Origin of the sequence: Marinobacterium weihaiense (assembly GCF_019061305.1) — a bacterium.
Lineage (GTDB): Bacteria > Pseudomonadota > Gammaproteobacteria > Pseudomonadales > Balneatricaceae > Marinobacterium > Marinobacterium weihaiense.
Genome location: NZ_JAHQZT010000026.1, coordinates 1 through 18,947, shown reverse-complemented (window position 1 = coordinate 18,947; position 18,947 = coordinate 1). Strand labels below are relative to the sequence as shown.

Here is an 18,947-nt window from a genome sequence, read left to right as displayed (position 1 = left end):
GCGGGCTCCCCGTTCTGTTCAGGATGTATAGAACCATAGACGTGCCTGTGTCGGCTCGCAAACCGTCTATGGTGAAATCAGAGACTTTTCATCATGGGGTGGGGCAATGCACGATCAACCGGTTTTTCCTGACATCAGCGGGGTGATTCTGGCCGGAGGGCGCGGCCGGCGCATGGGAGGCTGTGATAAGGGCCTGCTGCCGCTTCAGGGACAGCCACTGGCCGAACACGTCCGTCAACGACTGGTGCCGCAGGTCAGTGAACTGTGTCTGGTGGCCAACCGGTCACTGCCGGCCTACCGACAGCTAGGCTTGGCGGTCATGCCGGATTGCCTGCCGGGTCAGCCGGGGCCGCTGGCCGGTATGCTCACCGGGCTGCAGCAGGCGCGGCATGAGTGGGTCCTGTTCAGCCCCTGCGACACCCCCTGGCTGCCGCCTGACTTGGCATTCAGGCTGTGGCGGGCCGTTGCCGGCACACCAGTGCAGGCAGTGGTGGCTCGGGAGGGGGGGCAGACGCACTGGCTGTGCTGTCTGGTGCACCATGCACAACGAGAATCCCTGCAGCAGGCGTTGGCAAGCGGTGTTCGCAGCGCGGGCGCCTGGCTGGTTGCCCAGGCGTGTATCTATGCGGATTTTACTGATTGCCCGGGTGCATTCGGCAATCTGAACACCCCGGAGGAACTGCAACAGGCCGAGCAGGGACACCTGCCCACCGGGTGACGCCGGTTTTTGTTATCATGATACTTTCATCGTCGCATCCGTATCCCCTCCGAACGGATGCCCTGCAAGGAGTGCTTCATGCGATTCAAGCATCGCCGTCATGCCCGTCCACCTGCCTGCGTGCACATGTTTTCATACCTACTCGGAGTGCACTGATGACTGCCAAGGGGCGCGTTAAAAAATGGAACGCCGACAAGGGATTCGGTTTCATTCAGCCGCTGGACGGGGGCGGCGATCTGTTCTTTCATGTCAGTGCACTGCGTGACCGGAGCCTGTTACCGCAAATCAATCAGCTGGTGACCTACGAGTCGAGTACGGACAAGAACAACCGACCCCGAGCCGAGTCAGTCATGTTGGCCGGGACCAGTGTGCGTCGTGAGGAGCGGAATGCCCGCCCGCTTGCGCCGGTCCTGTTGCCGGCCCTGGCAATACTGGTGCTCGTTTGCATCGTAGCACTGGTCGGATACCTGCCCTGGCACATACCGCTGCTGATGGCGGCCATGAGTGTGTGGACATTTGCGGTGTATGCCTGGGACAAGGAGGCGGCTCGCAATGATCGTCGGCGTACGCCCGAAGCGACGCTGCATATGCTGGCCGTCCTGGGCGGCTGGCCAGGCGCCTGGTGTGCCCAGCAGCTGCTCAGGCACAAGTCGGTCAAGGCCGCGTTTCGGGTGGCCTTCTGGTGGACGGTCGGCATTCATCTGGCTGTGCTTGGTTATTTGGCCAGTGCACCGGGACGCTCGCTCTGGCAGGCGCTGCTGTGACGACACAGCCACCCACCGCGATGCCCGTTGAGACCGTTGCACTTGAGATGGATCAACTGCATGTGCTGAATCGTTTTTATAAGCGCAACGGCCACAAAGGCAAAGCCCGGCCGGGTGATCATGCCTTTGTGCTGCACCTGAATGGTCAGGTGCTGGCTGGCGTTCGCTTTGAGGTCATGGCTGAAGGTTGGCTGATGCGCGGGCTATGGGTGCACCGGAACTGGCGCGGGCAGGGGCTTGGACGTCAGTTACTCCAGGGCTGTGAGGTCCAGTGGTCGGCACAGCCCTGTTACTGCTACCCCTACCGCGAGCTTGCGGCTTTCTATACACGCATTGGTTTTGTAGCGGTCGAAGAGCATGTCGCTCCGCGTCTCCAGACCTTGCTGAGCCGCTACCGCCGCCGAGGTGAAGATGTCGGTTTGATGCGGTTTAGTGGCCTCGTCCGGAGCACTGACTATACTGACAGCATCGATAGCCAGCCGTTATCTTCCTGAAGCGGGAGCTGCTGGCCGGGGCGGGCATCCGGTGCCCGAACGAGGGCTGCAACAGAGCAGTCGAGCATACAACAGCGGTGATCACCATGACCTTGTGCAAGGATCTGGTCGAGGGGCGCATCCGCTTCTACTGGACCAGTCAGTCCGGGGCATTGCTGAGCCCGATGATGGCAACGTTACAGGAAGCGGCGGAGTGGTGGACAGCCTTTCAGTTTTCACAGTATGAAGGGCCGGAGCGGCGTTGCTCGATCATTGATCGTCGCAGCGATCATGACAAGCGGCGTCGTTTTGAGAGCCGGGATGCCAACCCCATGGGGCGCCGGACAACAGACCGGCCGGTGCGGGTTGACTGTGACATGGCGACACCCAAGATCGATCTGATCAACCGAATGGAAACCAGTCTTGAGGCCGTTGATCGACCTGCACATTGAAAACGGGCCGTGGGCCGGCCCGTCTGGAACGTAGAATTACAGCAGGCGGGCGATATGGTCTTCGCGCTCGGTCGAAGCCGGGTGGCTGGACAGCATGCTGCCCTTGCCGCCATCCATCTGCTGAAACTTCTTCATCACGCTCAAGCCTGCACGCGGGTCGAAGCCGTGCTTTTTCATGAAGCTGACGGCATAGGTATCGGAATCACGCTCCTGTGACTGGGAGAACTGAGCGTTGACCAGGGCTTCACCCAGCGCACCCAGCTGCGAACTGGACAGCTGAGCGGCACGCCCGCCCTGGCTGGCAACGCCCTTGCGTACCGCGGATGTGGCGTACGCGGTGCGCATGGCCTTCAGCGAGTGTCCCAGCTTGACGTGGCCGATCTCATGGCCAATAACGAAGCGGACTTCATCATCGGAAAACGTGTCCAGCAGGCCGCGATACACGCGGATGGTGCCGTCCGACATGGCGAAGGCGTTGATCTGCGGGCTGTCATATACCTTGAAGTTCAGAGCCAGGCCATCTTCGTTGCGGAATTTTCGCACCAGACGGTTCAGGCGCTTGGTATAGCGGCTGGAAGCTGGCATGACGTCGTTCTGCTGATCCATCTGCACGGCGGCCTGTGCGGCCATGGCCTTGGCGTCGCTTTCGCTCAGGGTGGCGGCACGCGCGGCATCCTGCAGCGCAGACAGTGAAGTCGTGTTCAGATTGCCGTCAACACAGCCGGTCAGAGAGGTGCCGATCATCAGAGCAGCCGCAACCGAGAGAAGAGTCCTTTTCATGTTTGGTCCTTAGTTCAATGGCTCAACTGGAACGCGATTTATAGCAAAAAACGGCCCTGGCAGCCACACCGCATCACTGGCCGGGGGCTGCCGCAGCCAGCGGTGTTCAGTGCGACAGCACGCGAGACAGGAAGGCCTGGGTACGTTCGTTTTGAGGGGTGTCGAAGACCTGGTCCGGCGCACCTTCTTCAACAATGCGGCCTTCATGGATATAAATCACCCGGTCTGCCACCTCGCGGGCAAAGCCCATCTCATGCGTCACCACCATCATGGTCATGCCTTCGCGTGCCAGTTCGCGCATCACGTCCAGCACCTCGCCCACCATTTCCGGGTCCAGTGCCGAGGTTGGCTCATCAAACAGCATTAGGCGCGGCTCCATGGCCAGCGCGCGTGCGATGGCCACGCGCTGCTGCTGTCCCCCGGACAGCTGGTTGGGATACTTGTCGGCCTGATTACCGATACCGACCCGCTCCAGCAGGCGCTCGGCGCTGTCGCTGGCCTGTGCCTGGCTCATGCCCTTGACCTTCATCGGTGCCAGCATGATGTTGCGGCGCACGCTCAGGTGTGGGAACAGGTTGAACTGCTGAAACACCATGCCCACTTCCTTGCGAATGGTGTTCAGTGCCTTCTGGCTGCCGCCATGCGGCTCCAGGCCGTGACCATCCACCACCAGTGTGCCGGTGTTGTATTCCTCCAGCCCATTGATGCAGCGGATCAGCGTGGACTTGCCCGAGCCGCTGGCCCCGATGATGACCACGACCTCGCCGGTCTTGACCTGCAGATCGATATCCTTGAGCACATGGTGCTCACCGAACGATTTGTTCAGTTGCTTGATTTCAACAATGTTGGACATGGGCCGCTCCTCAGACTGCATTGATGCCACGGCGCTCGAACAGGCGCAGCAGGAGGGAAAGGGACAGGGTGATGATCAGGTACATGATCGCGACCACGAAATAGACCTCAAAGGCAGTGAAGGTATTGGCGATGTACACCTGGCCCTGGCGCACCAGTTCGCCCACGCCGATCACCGAGAACAGTGAGGTGTCCTTGATGCTGACGATGGCCTGGTTGCCCAGTGGCGGGATCATGCGGCGCAGGGCCTGGGGCCAGATGATGGTCCAGAAGGTCTGGGTACGGGACAGTCCCAGGGACAGACCGGCTTCGCGTTGTCCCTTGGCAATGGACTGTACGCCGCCGCGCACCACCTCGGAGATGTAGGCACCGGAGTTGAGGGCGATGGCCGCAATGGCGGCGGTAACCGGTTCGATAGGGCCGCCGAGCAGGTCGGGCAGGCCGTAGAAGATGAACAGCACCTGGACCAGAATCGGTGTGCCGCGAAAAATTTCGATATAGGCAGTTGCCGGCCAGCGAAGATACCAGCGGCGATTGAGGCTGAGCAGGCCGAACAGGATGCCCAGCACAAAGCCGGCCAACAGGCCTCCGAACGAGATCATCAGGGTGTAGGGGGCCCCCTTGAGCAGGAAGGGGATGGCATCAATGGCTGCTTGCCAGTTGAAACTGAACGTGGATTCCACGAATCAAGGCTCCGTCATGTACAGGCGGGGAACACCGGCCCTGCAGGGCCGGCCGCGGGCGATTACTGGCTGCCCGGCATCGTGCCGAACCACTTCTCATAGATGCTCTGGTAGGTGCCATCGGCCTTCATCCCGGCCAGTGCCGCGTTGACTTCATCCAGCCAGGGGCTGCCCTGCTTGAGCGCGATGCCGTACTGCTGCCCCTCATACAGCGGACCGACCGTTTTGGTGCGTCCTTGACCGCGGGTACTGGAGAAGTAGCCCACGTTGGGCGCGTCGTAGAACACCGCGTCAACGGCACCGGACATCAGTGCCATGTACATGTCCGAGCTGCCCGGATAGGGCGTCACGTTCTCGTCCTGCTCCAGGTTGGCCTGCAGAAAGTTGTAGCTGGTACTGCCGATCTTGGTGCCGACCTTGGCGCCTTCCAAGTCACTTATGCTGCTGACATCCTGGTTGTTGGCGCGCACCAGAATGCGCAGCCCGGAGTCGTAGTAGGGATTAGAAAAGTCGACGATTTCCTCGCGCGCTTCGGTAATGGTGATGCCGGCCAGTGCCATGTCCACGTTACCGGTTTGCAGGGCGGGAATGATGCCGTTGAAGTCCATGGTGCTGAGGTCGTACTCGAATCCCGAGCGCTTGGCGACTTCTGCCAGAATGTCCATGTCGAAGCCGATCATTTCGCCGGTGGCCTGATCCATCATTTCAAAGGGGACAAAGCTGGGGTCGGTGGCGACACGCAGGGTGTCGGCATGGGCGGCCGTTGCAGCCGCCGACAGGGCCAGGCCGGCGCCCAGGGTTTTCAGCCATTTCATCGTCATGCTTGCTCCTTGTTGTCCTTAGCGGCCCGGGGAGTGTCGCCCAGCAGGTGCCGCCATGTATCGTTTGGCGCTCGCCCCCTCAGAACCGAGCGTCGCCAAATTCCATCGTATTACTATGATTCATGTTGGCACCAAAAATCAAATCGATCGGTTACATACCGGTGTTTGTTACCGGGAAATCGGCTTGGTTGGTTGTAAAATCATGGTGTTGCGGCAAGAAGAGTGAGCGATAGGCGTAAAGATCAGCCTGAAATAGTGTTGTGCTGGTCCAATTAGGTACCTGAAATGCATCGTGATTGAGTCTATTTCCAGCCCTGCAACCAGGTCTCGGTATCGAGCAGGGTCTGCCAGCGCAACGTTTGGGTACGCTTGGAATGCACGGCCTGGAGGTCGATCCACTCAATCGGATCATCCGGGTGCTCGGGTTTGACCACGCGCGTCACGATGAAGTGCTTTTCACGGTTCACCGGGTGAATGGCGGTCCACTTGCTCAGCATCAGCTTGCGCGGATTGAGTCGACGGGGAGGTGGCGTGACATGGGGCATGGCGAAACGGCTCGGCAGTTAACAACAGAGTCAATTACGTGTCGGCTGTGGTTGTGGATCTTTGCAGAGCGATAGGTTGCGGGGGCGGTTATGATCCGGCCAACAGAAAGTCGAGTGAGGTGACAGGGGGATCGGAGGGTATAAAAAACAAAAGGGCGTATCATCCTGAGTACGCCCTCTCTTCAGCAATCCATTTCCTTGTAGCGTCGCATCCTGCTATCCGTGCTGCTACCCTCGCCGAGTTCTGCTGCCGATCCCTTGCAGCCCTGAACTTGAACACATTATAGAAACCCCAGCAGTGACATGGATATAGGAATTTTTCCTATTTTGCTGCCAATCGAGTGGAATGCATCATCTTCACCACAATGCTCGGTAGAGGGCCACGATATCATCCCGGGTCGGAATACGGGGGTTGTTGCCAGGGGAGCCCGAATCCAGCGCCTGTCGAGCCATTTCTTCGGTCACCGACATGAAATGCGCCCGGTCGATGCCGAACTGTGCCGGTGTGGGGACCTGCAGTTCGTCATTCAGCGCCGTTAGTTCGGCCAGCAGTTTGTCATTGGCCGTGGCCGTATCGTCGGCCGGGCCAGCCACGCCGATGAGGCGCGCACATTCGGCGTAACGTTCCGGCGCGGCCGGGATTGAATGGGCCGTGACGCTGGGCAGCAGCATGGCATTGGACAGGCCGTGGGGAACATGGAAAAAGGCGCCGATGGGACGACTCATGCCGTGCACCAGTGCGACCGAAGCATTGGAAAAGGCAATGCCAGCGAGGGTCGAGCCCAGCATCATTGCTTCACGAGCCTGCTTGTCTGCGCCGTCGTGATAGGCGCGGCGCAGGTGGGGGCCGAGCAGACGCATGGCCGCCATGGCCTGGGAATCGCTGTAGGCATTGGCCTTGCGGCTGACATAGGCCTCCATGGCATGCGTCAGTGCATCAATGCCGGTATCTGCGGTGGTGCGTGGCGGCAGGCTCAGGGTCAGACTGTAATCGATCAGCGCGGCCACCGGCATGAAACCGAGCCCGGCACAGAGCATTTTTTCGTCGTTGTGCTCATCGGTAATGATGGTGAAGCGTGTCGCCTCACTGCCTGTTCCGGCCGTGGTGGGAATGGCGATCAGGGGCAGCCCCGGCTCGTCCACCTGACGAGGAAACTTGTAATCACGCATGGTCCCGCCGTGCCGCCCCAGGATGGCAATGGCTTTGGCACTGTCGATGGGGCTGCCGCCTCCCAGTGCAATGATGCAGTCGTAGTCGCCGCGTTGGACCTGATCGACGCCGGCCATGATGGACGCGACCGTTGGCTCGGGCACCGTGTTGGCAAAGACATCCGCTACCAGTGCCTTGGCCTGCAGCTGCTGCTGAAGGCGGTCGACGTATCCCAGCTGTACCATCATCGGGTCCGTGATGATCAGTGGACGTGAGCAGTTCAGGCGACCGAGAACGTCACCAATGGCGTCGCTGGCACCTGCGCCGATCTGCATGATACGGGGCAGGATGATGCCGGCAGACAAAGTGGCAGTTGTGGGGTGACGGTCGGGAGAGTTGTTCTGCATGGCCAAATCCTCTGGCATCTGGCCCCGTGCGCAGGGTGCGTTTGACGGGGCCCGTTTCTGATTATTGTTATGGACCTTGAATATCCGGGCAATACTGGACTCTGCAGGCACCATAAGAGCCTGGTACAGGTGCTGTCAATCGGCTTTGTTCAGTGCCAATGGCGGTTGCGCCAGGGGGCTGGCGAGTGGCTGAACGACGGTTGAAGGCCGCTTATGCCAAATCCACGCATCTCGGCTGTATGACGGCCTACCTGCCCATCGGCAAGCAGGCCTGGGGGCACACTAGGCGCGTTCGGTCTCGCGTGCAGGCGCCGGGATAACCGGCTTGCGCGACCAGTAACCGGCGAGGATGGAGCCGGAGATGTTGTGCCAGACTGAGAAAATCGTGCCCGGAATAGCGGCGATCGGTGTGAAGAATTTCATTGCCAGTGCGGTTGCCAGCCCGGAGTTCTGCAGGCCGACTTCAAAGGCGATGGTGCGGCTGATGGTACTGTCGAAGCCGCAGGCACGGCAGGCACCATAGCCGGCAGCCAGGCCCAGGCCATTATGCAGCATCACGGCCAGTGCGATAATGGCGCCCTGGCTGGCCAGGTTGTCCTTGTTCAGTGCCACGACAATGGCAATGATCATCACGATGCTGACCATGGACACCAGCGGCAGAACCGGGTCGATCCGCTTGATACGCTCGCGGGCCACCGCGTTGATGGCAACGCCGATGGCCACCGGAATCAGCACGATCTTGACCAGGCTCATGAGCATGCCGCTGATCGGCACGTCGACCGTCTGGCCCACTAGCAGGCCGGTCAGCAGTGGCGTCAGTACCACGCCCAGCAACGTGGACAGGGCTGTCATGGAAATGGACAGTGCCAGGTTGCCGCCCGCCAGAAAGGTCATCACGTTGGAAGAGGTGCCGCCGGCCACGGCGCCCACCAGTACCATGCCGACGGTCTGGTCGGTATCAAACCCCAGTACCAGGCTGATGCCCAGTGCCAGCAGCGGCATGACACTGAACTGCAGCAGCACACCGATGCCGATGGCACTTCGAAAGCGCAGCACGTTGCGGAAATCCATGGGCGTGAGCGTCAGTCCCATGGCCAGCATGATGGCGGTCAGCAGGGGCACGATCGAACTCTTGAGTTCGGTAAACAGGGCCGGTTGCAGGTAGGCGACGACCGAAAACAGAATGGCCCAGGCGGGAAAAAGTTGGGTAATGCGATTAAGCATGGGGAACCTCAAGCAGAATAAAGCGCGACATTCGTCAACAACGGGGCACGACCGAAGCCGTGGCATGGGCGCTGGATCACAGCGTGCAGGAGACCGCGACACGCGGGCTTGTGGCGGGGCGTGGGCGGGAGTCGCAATATACCGCCGGTTTGTCTGAACGGCCAGTCGAATCCTGACGTCTTGGGACGTCAGGGAATGCCGGCTTTCACCTGACTGGACTGACTATTAATCGGTCAGCAACGGCAGATGACCGGTTTTGACCAGAATAATGGTCTCTTTATCCACAAAGGGATGATGTTGGCTGAGGTGAGGGCTGCGTAGCCAGGTACCGGCCGGGTAGCGGCCATGTTCGTCACAAAACTCGCCGGACAGCACCAGAATCTCCTCGCCGCCGAAATGGCGGTGGGGCTGGAAGCGTTCACCGGGCGGCCATTTCACCAGCGCGGTGTGCTGGCCTTCGAAGTCGTGCAACGGCATGACCTCAAGGCCGCCGACGCCGGGCCGCCAGGGCTGCTCGCGGGTCTGGATGCGGACGCTGCGCAGGTCATTTTTGTCAAACTGGTTCAATTTGACGAAAATGATACAGCCTTCGCGGCTGAAGGGTGCATGGCGGCTGCCGGGCGGGTTACGCAGGTAGCTGCCGGACGGATAGTCGCCGCTGGCATCGGAAAAGACGCCTTCCAGCACGAAAATTTCCTCGCCCAGCGGGTGAGGGTGCTCGGAAAAGGCTGTGCCGGGGGCGTATTCCACGATGCTGGTGGTGTGCCCGGCTTCCTTGTGTTCGCGCTCCAGCGGCTTGCGACGAACGCCCGGCGCCGGGCTGGGCAGCCAGTCCTGCTGGCCGGTCTCGATCACCAGGCGCTGGCTGAAATCCATGTTGAAGGCTTCCGGCAGTACTGTTGTTTGCGTTGAATCAGGAACCATATCCACCTTTCATGTTCATAATGATCACAGTCTCGGATAGTAAGACTGCCGACCTGTTGTAAATGTTCACTCTTTCAGGATCTCGACCGACGTGACACGTCCTTTTCTGCAACCTGCCCGCAAGGCTTCGGTATTGTTACTGCTGAGTGCTTTGCTGTTGCTGGCGCAGCTGTCAGGCTCGATGAGCCTGCACGCGATGACCATGCCGTCGTCGGCCGAGACCGTGCATGATCCGCACTGTGGCAGCGACATGCCCTGTGCTGCCCTCGAGATGGCCGATTGCTGTGCCGACACCCTCAGCGATTGCCTGCTGGAGTGTGCCCAGAGCACTGCCTGGCTCGATACCCGCCCGTTATCGGTCGTCCTGGCCTTAGTGCGCGCCCTGCCACCCCCCGTCGATCAGCATTGGCCGGAGCAACCGGCTGAGCCGCCTTACCAGCCACCCCGGTGGACTGCGTTCGGCTGACCGCGTCGGCCAAAACGGAATTCACAGGCGATTGACCATCTGATTTTACATGCGAGAAGGCGCCATGGCGCGCCTATCCTCGACGGGAGATACACCATGATGACACTGCACAAGACCCTGCTTGCCTCTGCTCTGTCCGGCCTGATGCTGGCCGGTTTCGCTGCGCCAGCACAGGCGGCCCAAGCCACCGCTGCCGGCCAGTTGCTGCAGGCGGCCAAGAGCGAGACACTGAAGGTTTACAAGAGCCCGACCTGTGGCTGCTGTGAGGAGTGGATCGAGCATGCCGAGGCAAACGGCTTCGAGACCCGTGCGTTCCACCCGCAGAACCTGACCCAGATGAAACTGGACATGGGCATCGAAGGGCGCTTCCACTCCTGCCATACCGCGGTCACCGAGTCCGGCTACCTGTTCGAAGGCCATGTGCCGGCACGGCTGGTGAAGCAGTTCCTGGCCAACCCGCCGGAGGGGGCCCTTGGGCTGACCGCGCCGGGCATGCCCATGGGGAGTCCCGGCATGGAAATGGGCGACCGTTTCGAGCCTTACCATGTCCTGCTGATGAAACAGGGCGGTGGCTATGAAATCTATGCCACCATCCGTGAACAGCAGTCCCAGTACTGAGGTATCTGACGCTGTCGCTCAGGTCCGAAAGCGTTCGACCTGAGACGACAGCTGACCGCTCAACTCAGCCAGGTGATCGGTGCTGACACTGGTCTCGCTGACCACCTGGTCGACCTCCCGTGACAGGTCGCTGATGCGACTGACATTCGCGTTCACTTCTTCCGCAACCGCCGACTGCTGCTCCACGGCCGAGGCGACCTGAGTGTTCATGTCGTTGATGGTCACAACCGCGTCGGCAATGGATCTCAGCATCTGTGCGGCTTCCTGCATGTTATCCACACTGCCGGCGGCGTTTTGGCTGCACGCCTGCATGGCGGCATTGGCCTGACGGGTACGGTTCTGCAACTGCTGAGCGGTCTGCTGGATCCGCTGCGTGGAGGCCGACGTGTTCTGTGCCAGCTGGCGTACCTCATCTGCGACCACCGAGAAGCCGCGCCCGGCATCACCGGCACGGGCCGCTTCGATGGCGGCATTCAGTGCCAGCAGGTTGGTCTGCTCGGCAATGCTGCTGATCAGCTCGGTCACCTGTCCGATCTCACGGCTGTCTTCTTCCAGTGCGCGCATCAGCTCGCTGGCGCTGCGGACCTCTGCGGCGAGGGCGTTGATGGCCTCGCTGGCGGCGTCAATGGTCTGCAGGCTTTCGCGCGCCTTGTCGCCGACTTCCTGCGTGGTGGCGGCGGTATGCTGGGCGTTGTGACTGACCTCCTTGAATGAGCTGGCCAGCTCGGTGACGGCGGAGGCCAGGTGCTCGGTCTGTTCGCTCTGCTGGCGGGTCTTGCGGCTGGCATCCCGGTTGCGCTCTGACGTGGCGGCCAGTTGGCGATTCAGCTCCTGGCTGCTGCTCTGGGTCTGGCTGATGGCCTCATGCACCAGGCGAATGTAGGTCTGCAGGCCCTGTGCCAACGGTGTGTGCGCATCCTTGAGTTCGTGGCGCAGGTCGATGTTGCCGTCGTCCACGGCCAGGTGCGACACAATGCTGGACAGCTCCTCGGCCTGTTCGCCTTCACGTTTGAGCAGACGTGCCATGTAGATCAGCAGAGCGGTTTCAAATACCACAAAGGCGGCATGCAGAAAGACGATGCCCCAGCCGGTGCGCAGTTCGAAGATGTAGACCGAGGAGCCCTGTTGCTGCAGGTAATTGAACAGCAGGTGATGAACGGCGATGGCACCGGCGGCCAGCAGAATCGGCAGCCAGTCGCGGTAATAGAGCAGAAATGCCAGCAGTACGAAGATGGCAAAGTGAAATTCGATCATGCCGCGGCTCTGATGGATCAGCAGTGCGGAGAACACCATGAACCCCAGGCCCTGAGTTACGCGGGTCAGCCGACTGCCCGGCTGCAACCCGGTCAGCACGGCGCAGACCAGCGTGGTGGGAAGCCCGATCACCAGTGCCTCGGTCCAGGTACCGTACCAGCTGGCCAGCCCCAGGCTGAGCAGCAGCAGGAATCCCTGCACACCGGTCATCAGGCGGTCACCCTGCCAGTAAAGTCTGGTCATCGAAAACAGTTGTGTGTTTGCAGTCATGGACGTACTCCAGCCTGTGCAAGAGAGAGCGAATCCGGCCACGGACAGAGGCATCCGCGTGCCACTTGAAAGGTTTGATCCTGTCGCTTCCCTGCTAAAAGACGATCCAGTACCTGAGCGACATAATCACCGCTGCGGGCCGCACACACGGCCCCCGGACTCCAGGGGCCGTGGTATTGGGTGCCCAGCGCCTGCGAGCGCACCAGGGCGCTGGGGCTGGCCACGGGCGCATTCGCAGCGGTGGCCACCTCGTGCACTGCCCCGGGGAACAGTTGCCTGACCTCATCCAGCTGACGCGGGTGAGGCACCAGCACCCTCAGCTGCACGTCATGCGTTTCGTACTGCTGTGCCAGCGACTGTACATGCGGCGTGTTGAAGCGGGTACAGGGGCAATTGCCGTCGTAAAAATGCACGATCTCCAGCGGCTGGTCCGGTCGAGACCGACTCAGCTGAAGTCGACTACTGTCAAACAGGGCATCACCGGTCAAATGCTCCAACGGTTGATACCAGCGTAGCTGAAACCACCAGAAAGCACAGGCCATGGCAAGGCTCCAGGCAACGACCAGAACGAGACTGAACCAGAAACGTGGCGGGTATGACCGCAGAGCGCGCATGCAGTGTCCTTGTGCGAGGGGGCCGCAGGAATCAGTGTACGTAACGCCTGTTCATTGGATCTTCAGTGAAGCCAAAAAGCAACATCTTTCGTGCCGTCGCCGACCTTGTCACTGGCGTCAGAACCGTTCCAGCCGGTAGGGGCGCATGTCCAATTCGGGTGTCTCACCATCCATCATCTGGCCCAGCAGCAACCCGGTCAGTGGGCCTAAGGTAAAGCCCTGATGACCATGGCCAAAGGCGGCCCAGAGGCCCGGTCGGCTGCGCACCGGGCCGATGATCGGTTTCATGTCCGGCAGACAGGGACGGCCGCCCAGCCAGGGGGCGGGCTCCAGCCGCTTGCCCAGCGGGAAGAAGGTGCGTGCCACGGCCTCGGCCGCCTCCAGCTGTTGGTGACAGGGCCGGTCGTCCAGTCGTGCCAGTTCGGCCCCGGTGGTGAGGCGTATTCCGGCCTGCATGGGCGCCAGCAGGTAGCCGGTTTCCGCATCCATCAGCCAGTTGTTCAAGCGGGCGCCGTCGCCGGGGACATAGTGCATGTGATAACCGCGCTTGACGAACAGCGGTGTCTTGATGCCCTGGGCAGCGAGCCAGGGCGCCGACCAGGGGCCCAGTGCCAGCACGGCCTGCTCGGCGTCCAGAACTTCACCCTGAACACGGGCCTGCCAGCCGTGCTGACCAGTCGACAGCGACTGCAGTTCGGCCTGCAGCAGCCGCCCGCCAGCGGCCTGAAAGGCACGGGCATAAGCGGTGACCAGATCGCCGGGTGAAACGGCACTCCAGGGTTGAGTCCAGTGGATGGCGCCGGCCAGGTCCGCCTGCAGGTCCGGTTCTCGTTCCCACAGCTGGCGCGGGCTCAGTACCTGATGCTCGACACCGAAGCGGGCGGCATCCTGCTCGGCCAGACGACACTCGGCATCCAGTGCCGCCGCCGTGCGAAACACCTCCAGGTAGCCCTGTCGACGCATCAGCGCTTCGGCCTCGGCTGCGGCAATCATCTGTGCATGCGTATCCAGGGCGCGGCTGATCAGGGCGGCATATTCCGGCACAATATGCCGGTAGCGCGCCGGTGCCGAGTTGCGCCAGTAGTCAAATAGCGGCCGTGCCGACTGCAGCATGCCGCCCGGTCGATAGCGGATATCGACCGCCCGGTTGGGCAGAACCCGCAGCAGGGTAGCGAGGTCCCGTGGAAAGGCATAAGGGCGCACCGCCTCGCGCTGGATCAACCCGGCATTGCCGAACGAGGTTTCCCGCCCCGGCTCTCGCCGATCCACGAGAGTGACCCGGTGGCCACGCTGCTGCAGATGCCAGGCGATCGATACGCCGACCATGCCGGCACCCAGAACCAGAATTTCACGTGACATTGACTGTTTTCCTCCTTGATGAGTCACCGCAGCCAACGGGTTTGAGGGTGCCCGTGTTGCTGGCGAATGCCGGCGGCTGAAAGGCCGGTCGCAAGACGGGCCGTTGCCGTCGCATGACGCAAGCATCCCCCATGGCGGCGACAAGCATGCCCAGCATAACGACGACCAACAGTGGGAACAACATGGACAGTCCGGCGTGTGTCAGTGCCGTCACGCGGCAAAGCCCCATCCTTCGATGCAGAGCGTCAGGGGGATCCCCGGTCGTGGCGCCTGGCAACAGCCGTCTTCTGTATACTGGCGCCTAATGTCCGTAGCCAAGTGGCCATACCTTCAATGGCAGTGGCTGGTCTGCACTGGCTGATACCGAGGTGGTGCTGGGTTTTATGGCCTATGCCTGGTTCTTCCTGCTGCCGATGGCGTTGCTTCGGATTCCGCTGTTTGCTTTGGTGGTTGAAGGCTGCATCGCCCTGCTCGAGCAGGACCCGGATGAGTAACGCCTCTTGCCGAGTGTTGCCGTGGCAGGAAGAGCCGCGGACCAGGGATGAACAACCGGGATACGACAGGTACCAAGCACGGCCGGGCAGTATATCGGCCTTTGCCCCGGGCATCACTTGGTTGCGCTGGCACCGGCTGTCGAAGCTGACATCCGAGGTCTGAGCCCCTTAGGGCTTCGTGGTACAGTGATGCACTGTCCTTTCCTGTCCATTGGAGCGCCCATGTCTGCCACATCCTTGCCCCTGGAAGCCTTGTTGCAACAGGTTGAAACCATCGCCCGCGAAGCCGGAGCCGCCATTCTGAAGGTCTATGGCGAGGAGGATTTCGGCGTTGAGCACAAGGCCGATGAGTCGCCGCTGACCCGTGCCGATCTCGCGGCCAATGCGGTGATCGTGGCCGGGCTGGAGGCTCTGGAACAGCGCCTGCCGATTCTGACCGAGGAGGCGGTGGAAGCCTTTGCTGGTCCTGATGCCGAGGGGCGTTACTGGCTGGTGGACCCGCTGGATGGTACCAAGGAGTTCATCAAGCGCAACGGCGAATTTACTGTCAACATTGCCCTGATCGAGCAGGGACGTCCTGTGCTGGGGGGCGTGCTGGCGCCGGTACTGGATACGCTCTGGCTGGCCGCCGAGGGGGTGGGGGCTTTTCGGATCGATGGCGAAGGTGCTCGTCGCTCTATAACAGTAAGCACTCACCAGCCGGGTACACCTTGGAAAGTATACGGCAGTCGTTCCCACTTGGGGCCACATACCCTGGCGTGGATGGAAGCACTGGGCGAGTACGAGCTGATCCGCATGGGTAGCTCGATCAAGCTGTGCCTGGTGGCCGAGGGGGCAGGGCACCTCTATCCGCGCCTGGGACCGACCTGTCTGTGGGATACGGCGGCCTCTCATGCCATCATCAATGCCGCCGGGGGCCGTGTGCTGACCCCTGAAGGGCAGGAGTTGAGCTATGCCAACCCCGAGGCAACGCTCAACCCGCACTTTATTGTCTACGGCGGCGCCATGCCCGGTTGAGGGGCTGCTATGATCTAGTAAAGAACGAGCGCACCGGAGATAACATCGTGTACCTTGACCGCAACGAGATGCTGATGGTGCTGAATGCGCTGCCGGATCCGGTGTTTGTGCTGACGGAAAGCGGCCTGTATGTTGGCCTGTTCGGCAATGCCGATCCTCGCTTCTATCATGACGGCCATGACCTGGTCGGCCGTTCGATACAGGACGTATTGCCGGAATCCATCACGGGGCTGGTGATGGAGCATATCCGGTTGGCGCTGGAGAAAAACGGCCTGGTCAAGGTTGAATACCCGCTGGCGGAGGCGCTGATCGAAGGACATGCCGCTCGCCCCGGTCCCAAGGGCATGCTCTGGTTTGAAGGCCACGTTCAGCCGTTTCCGCACCGAGTCAATGGTGAACGCACCGTTATCTGGGTGGCCCGCAATATTACCCGCCGCAAAATGCTCGAGCAGGAGCTGCTGGACGCCAGCCAGGCGGATCCGCTGACGCATACGGCCAACCGGCGTCAGTTGTTGGAGGCGCTGCAGAGTCATTTTGTCGAATATCAGCGCTACGGGCATCCGCTGTCGCTGATCATGTTTGATCTGGATCGCTTCAAACGCCTCAACGACCGGTTTGGTCATCTGGCGGGGGACCAGGTGCTTTGCCATGTGTGTGAACTTTGCCGCCACATGATTCGGGAAACGGATCTGCTGGCGCGCTTTGGCGGGGAGGAGTTCATTCTTGTACTGCCCAGTACCGCCGCGCCACAGGCCTTTCAAATGGCCGAGCGTCTGCGTGAAGCCATCGCCGAGCGGGTTCCGCCCCAAATGGACGCCGGTATGGACGTGACCGTCAGCCTGGGCGTCAGTGAGCTGCAGCCGCATGATCGCCATTACGAGCAGCTGATCAAGCGGGCGGATGAGGCGTTGTATCAGGCCAAAGGCGAGGGCCGTAACAAGACGGTTCTCTTGCAACCCGAGTAGTGCTTATGCCTGCCAAGGGGCCTGATGGCCTATCGGCCAAAGACATCGCGTAACAGATCGGTGGTACGTGCGGCCGGATTCTCACGAATCTTCCTTTCTTCCTGAGCCAAGCGCAGAAACAAGCCGTCCAGTGCGGCGTCGGTAACATGGTTGCCCAGGTTCGGGCTCATGCCCTTGAACAGCGGAATCTGTACTTCGGCCTGTTCCACCAGCAGCTGGTAGGCCTGGGTGACGCCGGCGCGGCCCATGGCCTGTTCCACCAGTGGTGTGAGGCGTGTACTCAGCTCGGCGCGGGTTTTTTCCTCGAAGTATTCGGTGGCGGCGGTATCCCCGTCAGAGTAGATGCGCTTAGCATCGTCCAGCGTCATCTGTTCCAACGTGTCCACGAATACGGGCGTGGCAACGCCAATGGCCTGTTCGGCGGCGCTGTTCATGCTGGCCTCGAACGCATCCACCTGGCTTTCCAGGCCATAGTCGCGCATCAGACCGGCCACCGAGTTCAGCACGCCTGGCAGCGGAATACGGACATCTGCATGGTTGGCATAGCCGCCACGGTTGGCCAGCTGTTCAATGGCACGCTCGCCACCGACACGCAGGGCTTCCTTCAACCCCTTAGCCAGGGTAGCCGTATCCAGACCGGAGGGTACCTGTGTACCGCTGCTGCGGGTGCCGGTTTGCTCCTGTAGTATCTTTTCGCCCTGCTTCAGCAGATCTTCAAGGCCTGCATGGGCCGGCTGTATCAATGCCAGTGCCAGACCGGCAGCGGCAAAACGCGTCAGAGTATTCATGGCAGACCTCATTGTCGTGCAAAGGTGAATGTCGTCAGGCTACAGTGGCCAGACGTATAACAAAAGGGGTAGGCTGACGCCGACCACAATGAGCGAAACAGGTAACCCCAAGCGCCAGTAATCACCGAAACGAAAACCGCCGGGCCCTAGAATTAGCGTATTGTTTTGATGTCCGATGGGCGTCAGGAAGGCGCAGGACGCGCCGATGGCCACGGCCATCAGAAAGGCGTCGGCGTTGACGCCCAGGCTGGCCGCCGTGCCCAGCGCTATGGGGCACATGGCGGCGGCCGTAGCGGCATTGTTGACGACGCTGGAGATCAGCATGGTCAAGACCAGAATCAGGGCGATCGCGACCAGGCTGCTGCCCTGGGCAACATGCTGCAGCAGGGACTCGGAGATCAGTTGGGCGGTGCCACTGCTTTCCATTACCGCGGCCACGGGCATCAGCGCGCCCAGCAGCACGATGACCGGCCAGTCGATGGCCGTATAGACGCTGCGCAGTGGCAGCGTGCGCAGGGCCATGGAGGCCAGTACACCGGCTGCAAAGGCAATGGCCGTGGGCAGCAGTGAAAATGCGGCGGCTCCCACCGACGCCAGCATGATCAGGCTGGCTTTCAGTGCCTGGCCCGGCTCCGGTAGCCGCAGTTCCCGCTCGGCCAAGGGAATGCAATTGCTGTCCGCTGCAAATTCATTCAAGGCGCCTTCAGTGCCCTGTACCAGCAGCAAATCACCGGGGCGAATTTTCAGGGTTTGCAGGCGGGCATTGAAACGGGAGCCCTCACGGGATAGGGCCAGCAGGTTGACGCCGTAGCGTTCACGCAGCTGAATACCCCGTGCCGAACGGCCCTGCAGCGGTGACTCCGTACGGACCACCAGCTCCATCAGGCTCAAGCCGTCCCCCTGGTGCTCGGCCGTCGAATCCGGTGGAGGCTGTTCTACATCCGTGTGGGTCACGGTTGTCGTGCCGGTGCCATCCTCAGCTGTGTTGTCCGCCTCCTCCAGCGCCAGTCCCAGTGCACTCAGCATGCCGCTTAACGATTCGACATCTGCCTCGACCACCAGAATGTCACCCTGCCGGATACGGCGGTTGGGCGCCGGAGCGTGCATGTGCACATTGTTGCGAATCAGTCCCACGATCAGTGCATCTTCCAACTCGGACTCCACAGCATGCAGTGACATGCCAACCACCTTGCTGTCATCAGGGACGCGCACTTCGTATGCGCCAATAAATCAGCACCTTTTTTCCAGCCACTGACCGCCGCACACTGATTCCATCGTCACCTACGCGAGGAATCCATCATGAACTCAA

The 18,947-nt window shown here is 61.1% G+C and carries 22 protein-coding genes; 9 read left to right on the top strand and 13 right to left on the bottom strand.

Going from position 1 to position 18,947, the window contains the following annotated elements:
* Positions 1-106: 106 nt before the first annotated feature.
* The 4 genes from mobA (at position 107) to KTN04_RS14320 (ending at position 2,407) form a co-directional block, all read left to right on the top strand.
* Positions 107-718, top strand: coding sequence for a molybdenum cofactor guanylyltransferase MobA (mobA, locus tag KTN04_RS14340; protein WP_217335919.1), 612 nt, complete (start codon positions 107-109; stop codon positions 716-718).
* Positions 719-873: 155 nt separating this feature from the next.
* On the top strand, positions 874-1,482 hold the full coding sequence (locus KTN04_RS16915) for a cold shock and DUF1294 domain-containing protein (RefSeq protein ID WP_254262571.1): 609 nt from the start codon (positions 874-876) through the stop codon (positions 1,480-1,482).
* On the top strand, positions 1,479-1,976 hold the full coding sequence (locus KTN04_RS14325; RefSeq protein ID WP_217335918.1) for a GNAT family N-acetyltransferase: 498 nt from the start codon (positions 1,479-1,481) through the stop codon (positions 1,974-1,976). Before KTN04_RS16915 ends, KTN04_RS14325 begins: the two co-directional genes overlap by 4 nt.
* Before the next feature lie 86 nt (positions 1,977-2,062).
* The gene (locus tag KTN04_RS14320) at positions 2,063-2,407 is read left to right on the top strand and encodes a hypothetical protein (RefSeq protein WP_217335917.1); all 345 of its coding nucleotides are present in this window, start codon (positions 2,063-2,065) and stop codon (positions 2,405-2,407) included.
* Positions 2,408-2,443: 36 nt separating this feature from the next.
* Here KTN04_RS14320 and KTN04_RS14315 read toward each other — a convergent pair whose 3' ends face one another.
* The 8 genes from KTN04_RS14315 to KTN04_RS14280 form a co-directional block, all read right to left on the bottom strand.
* A complete protein-coding gene (locus tag KTN04_RS14315) occupies positions 2,444-3,187 on the bottom strand; it encodes a M48 family metalloprotease (protein ID WP_217335916.1) in 744 nt (247 codons plus the stop codon).
* 106 nt (positions 3,188-3,293) lie between these two features.
* Positions 3,294-4,040, bottom strand: a complete 747-nt coding sequence (locus KTN04_RS14310) for an amino acid ABC transporter ATP-binding protein (protein ID WP_254262570.1) — start codon at positions 4,038-4,040, stop codon at positions 3,294-3,296.
* Positions 4,041-4,050: 10 nt separating this feature from the next.
* The gene (locus tag KTN04_RS14305) at positions 4,051-4,722 is read right to left on the bottom strand and encodes an amino acid ABC transporter permease (protein WP_217335915.1); all 672 of its coding nucleotides are present in this window, start codon (positions 4,720-4,722) and stop codon (positions 4,051-4,053) included.
* Positions 4,723-4,784: 62 nt separating this feature from the next.
* Positions 4,785-5,543 (bottom strand): transporter substrate-binding domain-containing protein, encoded by a 759-nt coding sequence (locus KTN04_RS14300; protein WP_217335914.1) that lies wholly within the window; start codon positions 5,541-5,543, stop codon positions 4,785-4,787.
* Positions 5,544-5,845: 302 nt separating this feature from the next.
* Positions 5,846-6,088 (bottom strand): TIGR02450 family Trp-rich protein, encoded by a 243-nt coding sequence (locus KTN04_RS14295; RefSeq protein ID WP_217335913.1) that lies wholly within the window; start codon positions 6,086-6,088, stop codon positions 5,846-5,848.
* A gap of 357 nt (positions 6,089-6,445) precedes the next feature.
* Positions 6,446-7,603: an iron-containing alcohol dehydrogenase gene (locus KTN04_RS14290; protein WP_217335932.1), complete on the bottom strand. Its 1,158-nt coding sequence runs from the start codon at positions 7,601-7,603 to the stop codon at positions 6,446-6,448.
* Between the two features lie 324 nt (positions 7,604-7,927).
* Entirely contained in the window at positions 7,928-8,869 is a 942-nt protein-coding gene (locus tag KTN04_RS14285; protein ID WP_217335912.1) for a bile acid:sodium symporter family protein, read from the bottom strand.
* Positions 8,870-9,094: 225 nt separating this feature from the next.
* The gene (locus KTN04_RS14280) at positions 9,095-9,793 is read right to left on the bottom strand and encodes a cupin domain-containing protein (protein ID WP_217335911.1); all 699 of its coding nucleotides are present in this window, start codon (positions 9,791-9,793) and stop codon (positions 9,095-9,097) included.
* 91 nt (positions 9,794-9,884) lie between these two features.
* Here KTN04_RS14280 and KTN04_RS14275 point away from each other — a divergent pair, with 91 nt between their 5' ends.
* Complete coding sequence (locus tag KTN04_RS14275) at positions 9,885-10,259, top strand: hypothetical protein (RefSeq protein ID WP_217335910.1); 375 nt, start codon at positions 9,885-9,887, stop codon at positions 10,257-10,259.
* Positions 10,260-10,355: 96 nt separating this feature from the next.
* Entirely contained in the window at positions 10,356-10,877 is a 522-nt protein-coding gene (locus KTN04_RS14270) for a DUF411 domain-containing protein (protein WP_217335909.1), read from the top strand.
* Positions 10,878-10,895: 18 nt separating this feature from the next.
* Here KTN04_RS14270 and KTN04_RS14265 read toward each other — a convergent pair whose 3' ends face one another.
* The 3 genes from KTN04_RS14265 to KTN04_RS14255 form a co-directional block, all read right to left on the bottom strand.
* Positions 10,896-12,401: a methyl-accepting chemotaxis protein gene (locus KTN04_RS14265; RefSeq protein WP_217335908.1), complete on the bottom strand. Its 1,506-nt coding sequence runs from the start codon at positions 12,399-12,401 to the stop codon at positions 10,896-10,898.
* A complete protein-coding gene (locus KTN04_RS14260) occupies positions 12,398-13,015 on the bottom strand; it encodes a DUF6436 domain-containing protein (protein WP_217335907.1) in 618 nt (205 codons plus the stop codon). Before KTN04_RS14260 ends, KTN04_RS14265 begins: the two co-directional genes overlap by 4 nt.
* A 117-nt stretch (positions 13,016-13,132) precedes the next feature.
* Positions 13,133-14,374: an NAD(P)/FAD-dependent oxidoreductase gene (locus KTN04_RS14255; protein ID WP_217335906.1), complete on the bottom strand. Its 1,242-nt coding sequence runs from the start codon at positions 14,372-14,374 to the stop codon at positions 13,133-13,135.
* Between the two features lie 371 nt (positions 14,375-14,745).
* Between KTN04_RS14255 and KTN04_RS17130 the strand changes: the two genes are divergently transcribed.
* The 3 genes from KTN04_RS17130 to KTN04_RS14245 all read left to right on the top strand — a co-directional run bounded on the left by KTN04_RS17130 (position 14,746) and on the right by KTN04_RS14245 (position 16,850).
* The gene (locus KTN04_RS17130; RefSeq protein WP_256449094.1) at positions 14,746-14,868 is read left to right on the top strand and encodes a hypothetical protein; all 123 of its coding nucleotides are present in this window, start codon (positions 14,746-14,748) and stop codon (positions 14,866-14,868) included.
* Positions 14,869-15,090: 222 nt separating this feature from the next.
* Entirely contained in the window at positions 15,091-15,885 is a 795-nt protein-coding gene (cysQ, locus tag KTN04_RS14250) for a 3'(2'),5'-bisphosphate nucleotidase CysQ (RefSeq protein WP_217335905.1), read from the top strand.
* A gap of 47 nt (positions 15,886-15,932) precedes the next feature.
* Positions 15,933-16,850, top strand: coding sequence for a sensor domain-containing diguanylate cyclase (locus tag KTN04_RS14245; RefSeq protein WP_217335904.1), 918 nt, complete (start codon positions 15,933-15,935; stop codon positions 16,848-16,850).
* 29 nt (positions 16,851-16,879) lie between these two features.
* Here KTN04_RS14245 and KTN04_RS14240 read toward each other — a convergent pair whose 3' ends face one another.
* Both KTN04_RS14240 and KTN04_RS17310 read right to left on the bottom strand, forming a co-directional pair.
* Positions 16,880-17,638, bottom strand: coding sequence for a DUF4197 domain-containing protein (locus KTN04_RS14240; protein WP_217335903.1), 759 nt, complete (start codon positions 17,636-17,638; stop codon positions 16,880-16,882).
* A 39-nt stretch (positions 17,639-17,677) separates the two neighbouring features.
* The gene (locus tag KTN04_RS17310; RefSeq protein ID WP_328515991.1) at positions 17,678-18,850 is read right to left on the bottom strand and encodes an SLC13 family permease; all 1,173 of its coding nucleotides are present in this window, start codon (positions 18,848-18,850) and stop codon (positions 17,678-17,680) included.
* Positions 18,851-18,947 lie beyond the last annotated feature (97 nt).

Excerpts from the sequence above, each read along its gene's own strand:
- KTN04_RS14295 (WP_217335913.1), bottom strand. The coding sequence starts at position 6,088 with ATGCCCCATGTCACGCCACCTCCCCGTCGACTCAATCCGCGCAAGCTG.
- mobA (WP_217335919.1), top strand. The coding sequence starts at position 107 with ATGCACGATCAACCGGTTTTTCCTGACATCAGCGGGGTGATTCTGGCC.
- KTN04_RS14300 (WP_217335914.1), bottom strand. The coding sequence starts at position 5,543 with ATGACGATGAAATGGCTGAAAACCCTGGGCGCCGGCCTGGCCCTGTCG.
- KTN04_RS14265 (WP_217335908.1), bottom strand. The coding sequence starts at position 12,401 with ATGACTGCAAACACACAACTGTTTTCGATGACCAGACTTTACTGGCAG.
- KTN04_RS14310 (WP_254262570.1), bottom strand. The coding sequence starts at position 4,040 with ATGTCCAACATTGTTGAAATCAAGCAACTGAACAAATCGTTCGGTGAG.
- KTN04_RS14270 (WP_217335909.1), top strand. The coding sequence starts at position 10,356 with ATGATGACACTGCACAAGACCCTGCTTGCCTCTGCTCTGTCCGGCCTG.
- KTN04_RS16915 (WP_254262571.1), top strand. The coding sequence starts at position 874 with ATGACTGCCAAGGGGCGCGTTAAAAAATGGAACGCCGACAAGGGATTC.
- KTN04_RS14285 (WP_217335912.1), bottom strand. The coding sequence starts at position 8,869 with ATGCTTAATCGCATTACCCAACTTTTTCCCGCCTGGGCCATTCTGTTT.
- KTN04_RS14320 (WP_217335917.1), top strand. The coding sequence starts at position 2,063 with ATGACCTTGTGCAAGGATCTGGTCGAGGGGCGCATCCGCTTCTACTGG.
- KTN04_RS14255 (WP_217335906.1), bottom strand. The coding sequence starts at position 14,374 with ATGTCACGTGAAATTCTGGTTCTGGGTGCCGGCATGGTCGGCGTATCG.
- KTN04_RS14315 (WP_217335916.1), bottom strand. The coding sequence starts at position 3,187 with ATGAAAAGGACTCTTCTCTCGGTTGCGGCTGCTCTGATGATCGGCACC.
- cysQ (WP_217335905.1), top strand. The coding sequence starts at position 15,091 with ATGTCTGCCACATCCTTGCCCCTGGAAGCCTTGTTGCAACAGGTTGAA.
- KTN04_RS14240 (WP_217335903.1), bottom strand. The coding sequence starts at position 17,638 with ATGAATACTCTGACGCGTTTTGCCGCTGCCGGTCTGGCACTGGCATTG.
- KTN04_RS14260 (WP_217335907.1), bottom strand. The coding sequence starts at position 13,015 with ATGCGCGCTCTGCGGTCATACCCGCCACGTTTCTGGTTCAGTCTCGTT.
- KTN04_RS14280 (WP_217335911.1), bottom strand. The coding sequence starts at position 9,793 with ATGGTTCCTGATTCAACGCAAACAACAGTACTGCCGGAAGCCTTCAAC.